At 54.2% G+C, this 14,496-nt stretch carries 12 protein-coding genes; 10 read left to right on the top strand and 2 right to left on the bottom strand.

Annotated features, from left to right (window positions below; genetic code table 11):
* Positions 1 to 80 precede the first annotated feature (80 nt).
* The 10 genes from CCY01nite_RS01355 to dapA all read left to right on the top strand — a co-directional run bounded on the left by CCY01nite_RS01355 (position 81) and on the right by dapA (position 12,511).
* Positions 81 to 1,058, top strand: coding sequence for a Gfo/Idh/MocA family protein (locus tag CCY01nite_RS01355; RefSeq protein ID WP_246129817.1), 978 nt, complete (start codon positions 81 to 83; stop codon positions 1,056 to 1,058).
* A gap of 11 nt (positions 1,059 to 1,069) precedes the next feature.
* Positions 1,070 to 2,413 carry a Gfo/Idh/MocA family protein gene (locus CCY01nite_RS01350; RefSeq protein WP_146857507.1) on the top strand — a complete coding sequence of 448 codons (1,344 nt, stop codon included), beginning with the start codon at positions 1,070 to 1,072 and terminating at the stop codon, positions 2,411 to 2,413.
* Positions 2,414 to 2,430: 17 nt separating this feature from the next.
* Complete coding sequence (locus tag CCY01nite_RS01345) at positions 2,431 to 3,756, top strand: sugar MFS transporter (protein ID WP_146857506.1); 1,326 nt, start codon at positions 2,431 to 2,433, stop codon at positions 3,754 to 3,756.
* A 4-nt stretch (positions 3,757 to 3,760) separates the two neighbouring features.
* On the top strand, positions 3,761 to 4,969 hold the full coding sequence (gene nagA, locus CCY01nite_RS01340) for an N-acetylglucosamine-6-phosphate deacetylase (protein WP_146857505.1): 1,209 nt from the start codon (positions 3,761 to 3,763) through the stop codon (positions 4,967 to 4,969).
* Positions 4,966 to 5,706, top strand: a complete 741-nt coding sequence (locus CCY01nite_RS01335) for a glucosamine-6-phosphate deaminase (RefSeq protein ID WP_222614291.1) — start codon at positions 4,966 to 4,968, stop codon at positions 5,704 to 5,706. The genes nagA and CCY01nite_RS01335 overlap by 4 nt, the downstream gene beginning before the upstream one ends.
* Before the next feature lie 10 nt (positions 5,707 to 5,716).
* A complete protein-coding gene (locus CCY01nite_RS01330; RefSeq protein ID WP_146857504.1) occupies positions 5,717 to 7,081 on the top strand; it encodes a putative oxidoreductase C-terminal domain-containing protein in 1,365 nt (454 codons plus the stop codon).
* Entirely contained in the window at positions 7,078 to 9,792 is a 2,715-nt protein-coding gene (locus tag CCY01nite_RS01325; RefSeq protein WP_146857503.1) for an MGH1-like glycoside hydrolase domain-containing protein, read from the top strand. The genes CCY01nite_RS01330 and CCY01nite_RS01325 overlap by 4 nt, the downstream gene beginning before the upstream one ends.
* Complete coding sequence (locus tag CCY01nite_RS01320) at positions 9,792 to 10,424, top strand: carbohydrate-binding family 9-like protein (protein WP_146857502.1); 633 nt, start codon at positions 9,792 to 9,794, stop codon at positions 10,422 to 10,424. Before CCY01nite_RS01325 ends, CCY01nite_RS01320 begins: the two co-directional genes overlap by 1 nt.
* Before the next feature lie 158 nt (positions 10,425 to 10,582).
* Positions 10,583 to 11,536, top strand: a complete 954-nt coding sequence (locus tag CCY01nite_RS01315) for an acetyl-CoA carboxylase carboxyltransferase subunit alpha (RefSeq protein WP_146857501.1) — start codon at positions 10,583 to 10,585, stop codon at positions 11,534 to 11,536.
* A 93-nt stretch (positions 11,537 to 11,629) separates the two neighbouring features.
* Entirely contained in the window at positions 11,630 to 12,511 is an 882-nt protein-coding gene (gene dapA / locus CCY01nite_RS01310) for a 4-hydroxy-tetrahydrodipicolinate synthase (RefSeq protein WP_146857500.1), read from the top strand.
* 130 nt (positions 12,512 to 12,641) lie between these two features.
* On the opposite strand, the gene CCY01nite_RS01305 is transcribed toward dapA, so the two are convergent.
* The gene (locus CCY01nite_RS01305) at positions 12,642 to 13,457 is read right to left on the bottom strand and encodes a DUF3575 domain-containing protein (RefSeq protein ID WP_146857499.1); all 816 of its coding nucleotides are present in this window, start codon (positions 13,455 to 13,457) and stop codon (positions 12,642 to 12,644) included.
* A gap of 90 nt (positions 13,458 to 13,547) precedes the next feature.
* Complete coding sequence (locus CCY01nite_RS01300) at positions 13,548 to 14,456, bottom strand: ribonuclease Z (protein ID WP_146857498.1); 909 nt, start codon at positions 14,454 to 14,456, stop codon at positions 13,548 to 13,550.
* Positions 14,457 to 14,496 lie beyond the last annotated feature (40 nt).

Raw genomic sequence — 14,496 nt, 5'->3', positions numbered from 1 at the left:
GGGTACGTGCACGGAAACCAGATAAAATTATTCATATGGGGAAACATTATCAACGCCGGACATTTTTGAAACAAGCTGCCATGGCTGGCATTGGACTGGGTATCACCGGCCCGCTGTCCGCTTTGCCTGCCGGAAGCGCACCCTCACAGGGGCGGGTAGGCATCATTGGGCTGGATACTTCGCACAGCGTGGCTTTTACAAAAGCGCTGAATGCCGCAACGCCAAAGCCGGAGTTCGCGGGTTACAGGGTAGTGGCCGCCTATCCAAAAGGCAGCAACGACATTGAGTCATCGGTAAAAAGAATACCGGGATACATTAAAGACGTGTCCGCCCTCGGTGTGGAGATCGTGGATTCCATCAGCGCCCTGCTGCAAAAAGTGGACGTGGTGTTGCTGGAAACCAACGATGGCCGCCTGCATCTCGAACAGGCGCTGCCCGTGCTGAAAGCCGGCAAGCCGGTGTTCATCGATAAACCTGTCGCCGCCTCCCTTAGTGATGCGATCGCCATTTACGATGCGGCGGAAAAATATAAGGTGCCGGTGTTCTCTTCCTCTTCCCTTCGCTTCATGAGCAGTGCAAAGGACGTGGTAGCCGGCAAGATCGGAAAGGTGATCGGTGCGGACACTTATTGTCCCGCCAATATCGAGCCTACCCATCCGGATTTCTTCTGGTATGGCATTCATGGTGTGGAAACGCTGTATACCGTGATGGGCACGGGTTGCAAAAGCGTGATCCGCGTGCATACGCCGGATACGGACGTAGTGGTGGGCACCTGGGATGACAACAGGATCGGTACTTTCCGCGGCAAGCGCTCGGGGAAATACGACTTCGGGGGCACGGCCTACGGGGAAACGGGAAATGCAGTGCTCGGTCCCTTTCAGGGTTACGAGGCGCTGCTCGCGGAGATCATCACCTTCTTTAAAACAGGCAAGCCCCCCGTTAGCCGGGAGGAAACGCTGGAAATATTCGCCTTTATGGAAGCTGCGGATGAAAGCAAACGCAGGAACGGCGCCAGTGTAACGCTTGCAGAGATCATGGAAAAAGCAAAACGCAAATAAAATTTTACAACATGGAAAACTCACGCAGAGATTTTGTTAAGAAAGCGTTGAAAGGCGCGGCCGCGGTTTCTATCGGCGGTATTCTCCCCGGCGTCAGCGCCCGCAGTTATGCAGGCATCATCGGCGCCAACGATCGCATCAGGGTAGCCAGTATGGGAGTCAACAGCCGCGGTATGGCGGTAGGCTGCAATTTTGCCAAACAGCCCAATTGTGAAGTTTTGTATTCGTGTGATGTGGACAGCAGGGCATCAGATAAATTCATTGTGGCGGTGGAGAAGATCCAGAAAAAACGCCCGCAGGCCGCGCCGGACTTCCGCAAAGCGCTGGAAGACAAAGCGGTGGATGCGCTCATCGTAGCAGCGCCGGACCACTGGCATGCACCGGCCGCGCTGCTGGCCGCCAAAGCGGGAAAGCACGTGTACCTCGAAAAACCCTGCAGCCACAATCCCAACGAAGGCGAGATGCTGATCGCCGCCACAAAAAAATATGGCAAGGTGATGCAGATGGGCAACCAGCGCCGTTCCTGGCCGAACGTGATGGAGGCTATCCGCGAACTGAAAGCCGGCGTGATCGGCAGGCCGTATTTTGCAAAAACATGGTATACCAACAACCGCGCATCCATCGGCAAAGGAAAAGAAACGGCCGTTCCTTCCTGGCTGAACTTCGACCTCTGGCAGGGCCCCGCGCCCCGCGAGCAGTTCCGCGACAACATCGTTCACTATAATTGGCACTGGTTCTGGAACTGGGGCACCGGTGAAGCGCTGAACAACGGCACCCACATGGTAGACCTCGCACGCTGGGGCCTTGGTGTGGATTATCCCGTTCGCGTGAATTCTTCGGGTGGGCGTTACCGTTACCAGGACGACTGGCAGACGCCTGATACGCAGATCATCAACCTGGAATTTGATAACAACACTTTCATCAGCTGGGAAGGCCGCAGCTGCAATGGCCGCAACGTGGAAGGCAGCAGCGTAGGCGTTGCTTTTTATGGCGAAGATGGAACGCTCGTAATAGACGGTGGCAACAGCTACACCATCTATGACCTGAAAAACAAGGTGATAAAGGCCGTTAAAAATGATGTAGTGATCGACGCGCGCAACAACATGAACCCCTCAGAGCAGCTCGACGCCCTGCACATCAATAATTTCTTCGATGCCATCCGTAAGGGATCATCGCTGCACTCCGATATCCTCAGCGGCCACCAGAGCACTTTGCTGGTACAGCTCGGCAATATCGCGCAGCGCACCGGCCGTACGCTGAACATCGATCCGAAAACAGGCCACATCCTCAATGATCCGGAAGCGATGAAATACTGGAGCCGTACGTACGAACCAGGTTGGGAGCCGGCAGTCTAAACGTTTAAACAACAAAGATGAAAAAATCCGCAGCAGCAGTCATAGATGTAAGCCTTTTGACGAAACGTGATACATTTATTTCCATCCTGATCATCGGTTTGTTATTTTTTATTTTCGGTTTTGTGAGCTGGGTGAATGCGATCCTCATTCCCTATTTCAAGATCGCCTGCGAGTTGACGAATTTTCAATCCTACCTTGTCACCTTCGCATTTTATATTTCTTACTTCATCATGTCCGTTCCCTCATCTTACCTGCTAAAGGCGATCGGGTTCAAACGCGGTATGATGACGGGTTTCTGGGTGATGGCCATCGGCGCGTTCATTTTTGTGCCGGCGGCACTCACACGCACCTACGAAATTTTCCTGATCGGCCTGTTCCTGCTGGGCGTAGGACTGGCGATCCTTCAAACCGCCGCCAATCCCTATATCACCATCCTCGGCCCGAAAGAAAGAGCGGCGCAGCGGATCAGCATTATGGGGATCTGCAACAAGGCCGCCGGCATCCTGGCGCCGATCATCTTTGCGGCGGTGGTGCTGAAAGCCACGGACAACGAGTTGTTCAAACAGCTGCCGTTAATGTCCGACCTCGAAAGGAGTGAAGCGCTGGACCAGCTGATACGGCGTGTGATCCTGCCATATGCAACGATGGCCGTTGTATTGTTCGGCCTGGGACTGGTAGTGCGGTTTTCGCCGCTGCCGGAGATCGATACGGAACAGGAAAGTCCCGAGACGGCTACGGCCAATTCAACGAAGACCAGCATTTTTCAGTTCCCGCACCTGATCCTCGGCGCACTGGCTATCTTCCTGCATGTAGGCACGCAGGTGATCGCCATCGACACGATCATCGGTTACGCCGGTTCTATGAACATACAATTGCTGGAAGCAAAGGTATTCCCGTCTTACACCCTCACTGCCACCATCTGCGGGTATGTGCTCGGCATCATCTGCATTCCGAAATATATCAGCCAGGTAAATGCGCTCCGGCTGTGTACCATCCTGGGCGGGATATTTACGCTGCTGATCGTTTTTACAGAGGGGCAGATCAACTTCCTTGGGCATACGACAGACATCTCTATCTGGTTCGTGGTGCTGCTCGGGCTTGCCAATTCGCTGGTGTGGGCGGGCATATGGCCGCTGGCGCTGGACGGTCTGGGCAAGTTCACCAAGCTGGGCGCTTCGATCCTGATCATGGGGCTTTGCGGGAACGCGCTGCTCCCGCTTGTATACGGCTATTTCGCGGATTTGTATGATGTACGCGCCGCATACTGGGTGTTATTTCCCTGTTACCTGTACCTGATCTATTACGCATTTATAGGCCACCGTGTGAAACGTTGGATAAAGTAGAAGTATGAGACCGAATCTGAAAATATATAACGGCAATATTGTTACACCCAACCGCATCATACCCGGTGGCACGCTGTTGATCAGCAACGGCAAGATCACCGCGGTGAGTGCGGAAGATATGGACGCGCCCGGAACAGTGGCGATTGACGCGGAAGGGAAATATATTGCGCCGGGTTTTATTGATATTCACGTGCATGGCGGCGGAGGGCATGATTTTATGGATGGAAGCGTGGACGCTTTCCTCGAGATCGCCCGCACGCATGCGCGGTACGGCACTACAGCCATGGTGCCCACCACACTGACCTGTGAGAAGGAAGACCTGCTGCATACACTGGCGATCTATGAGCAGGCGCATGCGCAAAACAGGAACGGCAGCCAGTTCCTGGGCATGCACATCGAAGGGCCGTATTTTGCCATGAGCCAGCGTGGGGCGCAGGACAAACGGTATATCCGGAAACCTGATCCTGCGGAGTACCGGGAGATATTGTCCAAATCCAATGTGATCAGCCGCTGGAGTGCCGCTCCCGAGCTAGAAGGCGCGCTGGAATTTGGCCGTTATCTCCGCTCGAAAGGCGTGCTGGCCGCTGTGGCGCATACGGATGCCATTTACGAAGAAGTGCTCGAAGCCTATGAACAGGGTTATTCGCTGATCACGCATCTTTATTCCGCCATGTCCGGCGTAACGCGCCGCAATGCATTCCGCTATGCCGGCGTGATAGAAAGCGCTTACCTGATCGATGGCATGGACGTGGAGATCATTGCCGACGGGATACATCTGCCGCCGCCGCTGATGAAGCTGGTGTACAAGCTCAAAGGCCCCGCGCGCACCGCGCTCATCACAGATGCCATGCGTGCTTCGGGCATGCCGCCGGGAGAAAGCATGCTGGGGCATTACCGCTCCGGCACCAAAGTGATCGTGGAAGATGGCGTGGCCAAGCTCCCCGACCGCAGCGCCTTTGCCGGTAGCGTTGCCACGGCGGACCGCCTGGTGTATAACATGATTTCCATTGCCGGCGTACCGCTGACGGACGCTGTGACCATGATCACCGCTACGCCCGCGAACATTATGGGCGTCAGCGCGCAGAAAGGGAGCCTCGTTCCCGGCAAGGACGCCGATGTGGTGATCTTCGACGAACAGATCAATATTGATACGACCATTGTGAACGGCAGGATCGTGTATTCACGGTACCCGCAAAAAATTCTGGAAGCATGAAACATGAAATATACGATAACAGGCAGCTGATGGGCACTTCCGCCGCTAAGCAGGCCGCCGTGCGCATTCGCTCGCTGCTGGCGGAACAGGACGCAGTGAACATCATCTTCGCCGCGGCGCCTTCGCAGAACGAATTCCTGGCCGCGCTGACGCAGGAGCCGGACATTGACTGGAAGCGTGTGAACGCTTTTCATATGGATGAGTACGTGGGACTGGATGATGCGGCCCCGCAGCGTTTTGGCCGGTTCCTGGAAGAAAGGATCTTCGGAAAACTTCCCTTCAATGTTGTAAATTACATCCACGGCAATGCCGCTTCGGCGGATGAAGAATGCAACAGATACGCGGTATTGCTGGAAAAGCACAAGCCGGATGTGGTGTGCATGGGCATCGGGGAAAACAGTCATATTGCGTTCAACGACCCGCATGTGGCGGATTTTGCAGACCCTGTACTGGTAAAAAAAGTAACGCTGGATGAAGCCTGCCGGCAACAGCAGGTGAACGACGGATGTTTTGCCACGCTGGATCAGGTGCCGGAACATGCGCTGACGCTGACCGTTCCCGCGTTGATGCGTGGACGTTATATCTTCTGCATGGTGCCCGGTCCTACGAAAGCGCAGGCCGTCATGCATACCCTGCAAAGCAGCATTACGGAAATATATCCGGCGACCATTCTCAGAACACATCAGAACGCGGTGCTGTACCTGGACAAGGACAGCGCTTCCCTGTTAAACCAATGATCTTATCATCATGCATTACATCAAACGTACATTGCTGCTGGCGGCTGTTTTCTTCCAGGGATGCAAAAACGAACCGGACATGAAACAGGTATCCTTCATCACCCTCGATCCCGGGCACTTTCACGCCGCGCTGGTACAGAAATCCATGTATCCAGGCGTTGACTCCGTAGTACATGTGTACGCGCCGGAGGGAAATGATGTGGCGTCTTACCTGGGGATGATCGAACAGTTCAATAGCCGCGCGGAAGCGCCTACCAGCTGGAAAGAAGAAGTATACAAAGGGCCTGACTATTTTGAGAAGATGCTGGCTGAAAAGGCGGGTAACGTGGTGGTACTGGCCGGGAACAACGGCAAGAAGATCGACTACATCAGCAAATCGATAGCGGCCGGACTGAATGTGCTGGCAGACAAACCCATGGCGATCACGCCGGAAGGTTTCGCCACCTTGCAAAACGCGTTTAAAACGGCCGCGGAGAAAAAAGTGCTGTTGTATGACATCATGACCGAACGCTATGAGATTACCAGCATGCTGCAGCGCGAGCTGTCGCAACTGCCCGGCGTTTTCGGTACCCTGCAGCAGGGAACCGCGGAAGAGCCGGCGGTTATAAAGGAAAGTGTGCATCATTTCTTTAAATATGTAGCCGGTAAACCGCTGGTACGGCCGGCCTGGTTCTTTGATGTAACGCAGGCGGGAGAGGGGATTGTGGATGTGACCACCCACCTGGTGGACCTCATTCAGTGGACCTGCTTCCCGGAAGTAACGCTGGACTATACGAAAGACATTGCGATCGACAGCGCCCGCCGCTGGCCTACGAAGCTCACGCCGGCCCAGTTCAAACTGGTGACCAACACGGACGCATGGCCGGATTATCTGCAAAAGGATTTGCAGGATAGCGTGCTGAATGTGTATGCCAATGGCGAGATCAACTATACCCTTAAAAACGTACATGCAAAAGTGGCCGTGATGTGGAACTTCCAGGCGCCGGAAGGCACCGGGGACACGCATTATTCGCTGATGCGGGGCACAAAGGCCAACCTGCTGATCCGGCAGGGCGCGGAGCAGCAGTACAAGCCGGTACTGTACATCCAGCCGCATCAGCCGGAAGACGGCGAAAGCAAAGCCTGGCAGGACGAGCTGCAGCAGGTGCTTTCAAAATACCCGGGCGTAACGGTGCAGAAAGCGGCCGAAGGATGGGAAGTGATCATCCCCGAAAAATACAAAACCGGCCATGAAGCGCACTTCGGAGAAGTAACGAAGAAGTACCTCCGGTTCCTGCAGGAGGGCAGTATGCCTGCCTGGGAAGTGCCGAACATGATCGCAAAATATTACACCACTACCGAAGCACTCCGCAAAGCGGTAACCGTACAACCATGAAGAAATTATACCTGCTGCTTGCGGGATGGCTATGCTGCGGCACGGCTTTCCCGCAAATCAGCATTCAGCCGGCGCAACTCGATGGGACCCACGACATCCGGCTGCTTCCCTGGGGCCCGTATTCCAAAAAGTACGCGGGCATCTCCCACATCCCGGAAATGCAGTCCGGCATCCGGTTCGATTTTTCCGTGATGCCCGGCTTCTACCGTAATAAAATGCTGGTGCCAAACGTGCTGTTCGAATCCGGGTACTATCCCTGGAATATCAGTGCTGACCAGCGGCGCATCACCTACCGTTACGAACTGGAATGGAAAGATCGTGTGTACGTAGACGTTACCTATCATGTGATCGATTCATCATCCGTGCTGGTGGCGGCGAAATGTGTGAACAACACCACCCTCCCGCAGACCCTGAACCTCAACATGATGGCCTACATCGATTATCCGGACGTGCATCCTTCGGTGAAAGTCGCCACGGGCCGCTGGCAGAACGCGGTGGATTACCGGTCGCTGGACTTTGCGACGGTCCGCCCGCAGGATAACCTGGTGCATCTTGGCTATAAACGGGGGGAGGTAAGAGGAGATGATTATGTGGACGGGTCTGCCATCGCGCAGCGTTTCGCGAAGGTGACATATGCCATCAACATAAAAGATAATGAGCGGAAAGGCATGATCCGTTTCCGTTACCGCCTGAAGAAAGGCGCGCAATGCCGTTTTCAGATCGGCGGTCTTTCTCAAAGTGCTCAAAGTGCGATAAAATGGGAAGGCACCGGTGAATTTGTTTACATGGAGGTGCCTTACGTTTTTTCCGGCGCAGGGGAACATACATTCACACTTACTTCCGCAAACAATGAAGGCGCGGAGCTGAACGGCTTTTTCATCATACCTGACGGCGCCCCGCAGCCGGAGATCGCTGCCAACCCGAAGCGCTTCCAGCCCGAACAATCCCGGCACTCCCGCAGCGTACTCCTGAAATACGCGGACGTACCCGTTCACTACGGCCTGGCATGGGAAGAGGAAAATGCGGAATTGCGGCAGGTGAAAAACGATGAGCTGGACATTTATTTCCGGAAGCTGGTGCACAACCATACCAGCACGGTTTTCAACGGCAACAACAACGGGCATTATACCAACCTGTTCATTCGTCCCGTTGAAGTGGCGCCGCAAAGCGACCGCACCATCTACGCCATGCTGTCCACCGGCAGCAAGGAACAGGCTTCTGCGAAACTGCAAGAATTTGCCGCCTTGCGGAGCGCCGTGCAGCAGCGAAAGCCCGAAGACCCGTTCGCGGGCATTCTGCCGGAAGGCAAACCGTTCGTTTTCAGTCAGCAATTGCTGCGGGCCACACTGTTGTCCAACATCGTTTACCCGATCTATACGCAACGCAGCTACATCCGTCATTTTAACCCGGGTAAATGGTGGAATATCCTGTACACCTGGGATGCGGGGTTCATTGCGCTCGGCCTGAATGAAGTGAATCCCGACCGCGCACTGGATTGTATCAACGCTTACACCACTTCACTCGGTGATCAATCCGCGTTCATTCATCACGGCTCGCCCGTACCCGTACAGATGTACGCCTTCTTTGACCTCTGGAACAGAACGCAGTCAGCCGAATTGCTGCAATACTTTTATCCCCGCCTGAAACAATATTATGAATTCCTGGCAGGCCGCTCCGGCAGCTCTACCACCCGTTTCCCATCGGGGTTGATCAAAACCTGGGATTATTTCTATAACTCCGGCGGCTGGGATGATTATCCGGCGCAGGTAGCCGTTCACCGGCAAAAGCTCACCAGAACGGTAGCGCCGGTTTCCAACACCGCGCACTGCATACGTGTTGCGAAAATGTTGCGCATGGCGGCGGAAGCGTTGGGGAAAAAGGAAGACCTGAAAGCCTACGATAAAGACATCCGGTTATTTTCAACTGCTATACAAAAGCACGCCTGGAATCCCGCCAGCGGCTATTTCAGCTATGTGGTGCATGATGAAAAAGGCAATGCCGCCGGCCGGTTTACAAATGATACGCAAACAGATATGAACATGGGGCTGGATGGCGCATATCCCCTGTTCGCGGGCATCTGTACGCCGGCCCAGGAAGATTCCCTGCTCAGCAGGATCTTTTCTGACAAACATATGTGGACGCCCTCCGGCATTTGTGTAGTGGACCAGTCCGCGCCCTATTACCGGCCGGACGGCTACTGGAACGGCGCCGTGTGGATGCCGCATCAATGGTTCATGTGGAAGTGCATGCTGGACCTGGGGCGGGCGGACCTTGCGCAGCGGATCGCCAAAAAAGGACTGGAAGTCTACAGCCGCGAAGCGGACGAATCCTATTACACCTTCGAGCACTTTTTTGCGAAGACCGGCCGCGGTGCGGGCTGGCACCAGTTTTCCGGGTTGTCAACACCGGTATTGTCCTGGTTCGCGGCTTACTACAAGCCCGGCACCGTAACAACAGGTTTTGAAACAAGGATCAAACAGCGGTCGTTTGACGCTGACTTTACGAAACTGGATGCCGCGCTGGCGTTCGACAAAGTAACGGCGCCGCATAAACGTTCCATGCTGGTTTGCATGAACCCGTCATCCGGTTACCGTGTTACTTTCAACGGGCAGGAAATCCCGGCCGCCGCGCCTTATCCCGGCATGCTGGAAATCACCTTGCCCGCTACCAGCCGCGATGGCAGATTATTGATCGTTCCAAATAACAAATAATGAAACAGTTATCCGTTCCCCTGATGCCCACGTTGAGCAGTGAAAGGTCTTTATACGAGATCTCGGGCCTGATGGCCGCCGTGGAAAAACATGTCATCAACATCATGCCATGGCCGGGCGAAGGGCCGGTGCCGGAAGTTTCGTTCCGGATCGCGCACAACGGCACGTCCATTTTCCTGCAATACATGGTGAAGGAAGAAGCGGTGAAAGCGGTGTATCTGCAACCCAATGACCCGGTGTACCGCGATAGCTGCGTGGAGTTTTTCCTGGACATTGCGGGGGACGGCACTTATCACAATTTCGAGTTCAACTGCATCGGCACCTGTTTATCGGCTTACGGTCCGGCTACCCGCGGCGAGCGCAAATACCGGTCTGCGGAAGAGATCGCCACGATCCGGCGCGGAACGGTCATCAAAACGGAAAAGGACGTTTACTGGGAGCTGATCGCAGTGATCCCGGTGAGCCTATTCAATATCACCTCACTCACAGGGCGTACCGCCCGCGGCAACTTTTACAAATGCGGGGACGACCTGCCGCATCCGCAATACCTGGCCTGGAACGGCATTAAAACGGAGCGCCCGGATTTCCATCAACCCGGCTTTTTTGGAAAACTGATTTTTCAATCTGCGTAATTGACGGATATTCAATGAAATAAGAAGGGATATTGTTATATCATCCTAATTATACTACATTTGCCGCCCTGTGCAAATCCCTGTGCCGGTGGCTCCCTTGGGCCACTTGTGAGGGTTTACTATCTTTATGATGTACTTTAACCTTTTTAAACCTGAGTATGCAATTTCTGGATTTTGAAAAACCGATTGCGGACCTGTATGAACAACTCGCGAAGCTGAAGGAGAATGGAGAGAAGTCAGGCGTAGATGTTTCCGCAACCGTGAATGAGTACGAACAAAAGATCATCGATACCAAGCAACAGATCTATAAAAGTCTTACCAGCTGGCAGAAAGTACAGCTCAGCCGTCATCCGGACCGGCCTTACACCATGGAGTATATCGAGCGGATGACCACCAATTTCATAGAGCTGCACGGGGACCGGAATGTGAAGGACGACAAGGCCATGGTAGGCGGATTTGCTGACCTCGACGGGGAAACCGTGATGTTCATCGGGCAGCAGAAAGGAGTAAATACGAAAATGCGCCAGATCCGGAACTTCGGCATGGCCAACCCGGAAGGGTACCGCAAGGCGTTGCGCCTGATGAAGCTGGCGGAGCGGTTCAACAAACCCATTATCACCCTGATAGATACGCCGGGCGCATATCCCGGACTGGAAGCCGAAGAGCGCGGGCAGGGCGAGGCGATTGCGCGGAACCTTTTTGAAATGGTGAAGCTGCGGGTGCCGGTGATCTGCGTGATCATCGGGGAAGGCGCTTCCGGCGGTGCTTTGGGCATTGGCATGGGCGACCGCATTTTTATGCTGGAAAACAGCTGGTATACCGTGATCTCCCCCGAGAACTGCTCCACGATCCTCTGGCGCAGCTGGAATTTCAAGGAAAAGGCGGCGGAAGAGCTGAAGCTCACCTCCGAATACATGAGCCAGTTCGGGCTGGTGGACGGCGTGATCAAAGAGCCGGTCGGCGGCGCCCATTCCAACCATGAGGAGATCGCCGATACGCTGAAAATAAAGCTGAAGGAAACCCTGGCGGAACTGAAGAAGATCAATCCGGACGTTCGCATCGAGCAAAGGATCGAGAAGTTTTCCAGCATGGGCTTTTTTGAGGAGCGTTGAATAAATTAACGGTCTTTTATTGCGGGAACCGATCCAAATTTTCATCTTTGCATTTTTTCGGGGCTTTTAATTGCTATTGATACACCATTAAATATGTTACAGCAACAACTGAGGGGTACCGGCGTGGCGCTGGTAACGCCCTTCACCACACAGGGCGCGATTGACTGGAAAGGTCTGGAAAGACTGATCGATCACGTGATCGGAGGTGGTGTAAATTATGTGGTGACCCTGGGTACCACCGGCGAAACGCCAACTTTGTCTTCCGATGAGAAGCTGGACCTGATAAAGTTTACGTTCGAAAAGGTGGCGAAACGGGTGCCTGTTGTTGTAGGAGTGGGGGATTACAGCACGCAGGACGTGGTGAGCAGGCTGGAAAAATGTCCGCTCGATGAAGCCGCCGCCGTGCTGAGCGTAGCGCCTTATTACAGCAAACCCACGCAGGAAGGGATCTTCCAGCACTATAAAGCCATTGCGGCAGCATCTCCCAAACCCATCATTCTCTACAATGTGCCCGCGCGCACCGGCCGTAACATGACCGCCGCCACCACGCTGCGCATTGCCCGGGAAGTGGAAAATGTGATCGCCATGAAAGAGGCGTCCGGCGACATGCTGCAATGTATGGAGATCATCCGCGACAAGCCCGAAGGCTTCCTGGTGATCAGCGGCGACGACGGCGTGGCGATGCCGCAGCTGGCCTGCGGAATGGACGGCGTGATCTCTGTAGCCGCCAATTATTTCGCGAAGGATTTTTCCGAAATGGTGAAAGTGGCGCTGCAGGGGGATTTTGAAGCCGCGCGGAAGCTGCATTATAAAATGCTCAAAGGCTTCGACCTGATGTTTGCGGAGAACAACCCCGCCGGCATAAAAGCGTTCCTGCATTACGGCAAGATCGTGGAGAATACGTTCCGCCTGCCGATCGTACCGGTGAGCGGGGAATTGCATGAGAAGATAAATGCATACCTGAAGGGGTATTGATATAAGGATAATATTTAATTGAAAGGGTTGACATCTTGATGATGTTAGCCCTTTTTTAGCTTATAGGGTGAAACTAAAAAAGCATCGCCGGAACGATGCTTTTTTCAGTCGTAGGTTATCCAATCTAAATCTAAAAAGCAAATCCGATCGTCAATCCCAGTCCGCGGAGGCCCACAAAGGGCATGCTCACGTCCGCGCGGATGCCGTCGTCGCTCACATTGGCGGTGATATTTTTCTTGTCGCCGATCTGGATCAGCGATTCCAGTTCCTCTTTCAGGTCGGCTTTGTCCTGCGCGTCCAGGTCGCTCAGGTCGGTGAGGCCGTCCACTTTGCCGCTGAAGCTGCCATAATGACCCCCAATGATAAATAGGTCCACCACTATCCGTTTGTGGATGTTGAATTGCCCGCCGAGGATAATGCCTCCGCCGATGCCGCTGCTTTTTCCTTTGAAGGGAACGCGGGTGACCTCGCCGGTGGGGTCTTCAAAATCATAAGGATAATCATATTTAAAAGACGAGTAACGGCCGTACACTCCCGCATAGAAGCCCTTTGCGCCCGGCCTGCGGCCGGTGTAGAAGCGGACTTCGGCGGTGATGGCGTTGCCGCCCATTTTCAGCTGGTCCAGTTGCTCGCTCATACCGTCTTCCCCGTCCTCGAAATATTTCATCACCTCTCCCATGAGCGCGGTTTTGGTCATATAGGTGTTGGGCATATAGCGCCAGCCGAGAGATGCGGAGATCTTGCGCGTCAGCAGGCGTTCGTAGGTAAGGCTGTAGTTGTTGAGGGCGAGGGTGGAAAGGTTGGTTTTAACGATGTTGCTGAAGTAAGGCTGGTTGCGGAGCCGGGTCCTGCGGTCCGGGGCATCGGCGGTTTCCAGGGAATCCTGCGCGAATACGTTCAGGCAAAGACATAACATTACGGACGCAAACAGTGCTGCTCGTTTCATAGTTATAGGAATTTGTTATGGTGCAAAATTAAATCATGTATGATATTTCGCAATACCTAATTATAAGTATTTCATAAGCATGTGTTTACCTTATATCAGGTAGGTAACGCCTTCCAGTGCGAGTTCGGTCTGGGCGAAAACGGGGCGGGATTCTTCCAGGAAGGGTTCCAGTTCGGTGTATTTGGAGGAGAAATGCCCGATGAGCAGGCGTTTGGCGTTGGCTTTCAGGGCGAGCGTGGCAGCTTGTACGGAGGTGCTGTGATAGCGGTCTGTAGCGCGTTCCAGGAGGCCGTGCAGGTAGGTGGCTTCGTGGTAGACCACATCGGCGCCCTGGAGGTGGGGGATGAGGTCTTCGTCATAAATGGAATCGGCGCAGTACACGTACTTTTTGCCTTTGGGGGGCGGGAGGGTGACCCAGTCGTTTTTCACGATCGTGCCATCTTTCCGTTCATAGTCGGCACCTTCCTGCAGGCGAGAGAAGTAGGCGGCGGGAATTTCGTATACCCTGGCCTGTTCCGGCACGATCCGGCGTTTTTTGCGCTGCATGGAAAACGAAAAGCCGTAGCAGGGGATGCGGTGTTTGGTGGGGAAGTAGTGCACTTCCAGGTCTTTTTCCGCCAGCAGGAAGCCGGTTTTGTCCGGCAGGAGCGGGTGGAATTGCAGGTCGAATTTCAGTACGGTAGCGGCGGCGCGCAGCTGCAGGTGGATGATCTCTTCCAGTTCGGGGGGGCCGTAGACGGACAGCGGGTCTGTGCGGCCGAGGAGGCTCAGGCTGTTGATCAGGCCGATCAGTCCGAAGTAATGATCGCCGTGCAGATGGCTGATGAGGATATGCCGGAGCCGGCTGCGTTTGATCTTGTAGCGGGTGAGCTGCATTTGTGTGCCTTCGCCGCAGTCTACCAGTATCAGCTGGTCATTATAAGTGATCACCTGCGCGGTGGGATGCCTGTCCGGAGTAGGAATGGCCGAATTGTTACCTAAAATTGTTACCGCGAACATATAGCGAAAATAGTCAATCGTCCACAATTACGGGTTAACC

The organism is Chitinophaga cymbidii (assembly GCF_007992715.1).
Lineage (GTDB): Bacteria > Bacteroidota > Bacteroidia > Chitinophagales > Chitinophagaceae > Chitinophaga > Chitinophaga cymbidii.
The sequence above is the reverse complement of the archived record's forward strand: the minus strand, read 5'-3'. Positions and strand labels throughout refer to the sequence as shown.

Coding starts and splice junctions, on each gene's coding strand:
- CCY01nite_RS01305 (WP_146857499.1), bottom strand. CDS start 13,457: ATGAAACGAGCAGCACTGTTTGCGTCCGTAATGTTATGTCTTTGCCTG.
- CCY01nite_RS01325 (WP_146857503.1), top strand. CDS start 7,078: ATGAAGAAATTATACCTGCTGCTTGCGGGATGGCTATGCTGCGGCACG.
- CCY01nite_RS01320 (WP_146857502.1), top strand. CDS start 9,792: ATGAAACAGTTATCCGTTCCCCTGATGCCCACGTTGAGCAGTGAAAGG.
- CCY01nite_RS01315 (WP_146857501.1), top strand. CDS start 10,583: ATGCAATTTCTGGATTTTGAAAAACCGATTGCGGACCTGTATGAACAA.
- CCY01nite_RS01350 (WP_146857507.1), top strand. CDS start 1,070: ATGGAAAACTCACGCAGAGATTTTGTTAAGAAAGCGTTGAAAGGCGCG.
- nagA (WP_146857505.1), top strand. CDS start 3,761: ATGAGACCGAATCTGAAAATATATAACGGCAATATTGTTACACCCAAC.
- CCY01nite_RS01300 (WP_146857498.1), bottom strand. CDS start 14,456: ATGTTCGCGGTAACAATTTTAGGTAACAATTCGGCCATTCCTACTCCG.
- dapA (WP_146857500.1), top strand. CDS start 11,630: ATGTTACAGCAACAACTGAGGGGTACCGGCGTGGCGCTGGTAACGCCC.
- CCY01nite_RS01330 (WP_146857504.1), top strand. CDS start 5,717: ATGCATTACATCAAACGTACATTGCTGCTGGCGGCTGTTTTCTTCCAG.
- CCY01nite_RS01335 (WP_222614291.1), top strand. CDS start 4,966: ATGAAACATGAAATATACGATAACAGGCAGCTGATGGGCACTTCCGCC.
- CCY01nite_RS01355 (WP_246129817.1), top strand. CDS start 81: ATGGCTGGCATTGGACTGGGTATCACCGGCCCGCTGTCCGCTTTGCCT.
- CCY01nite_RS01345 (WP_146857506.1), top strand. CDS start 2,431: ATGAAAAAATCCGCAGCAGCAGTCATAGATGTAAGCCTTTTGACGAAA.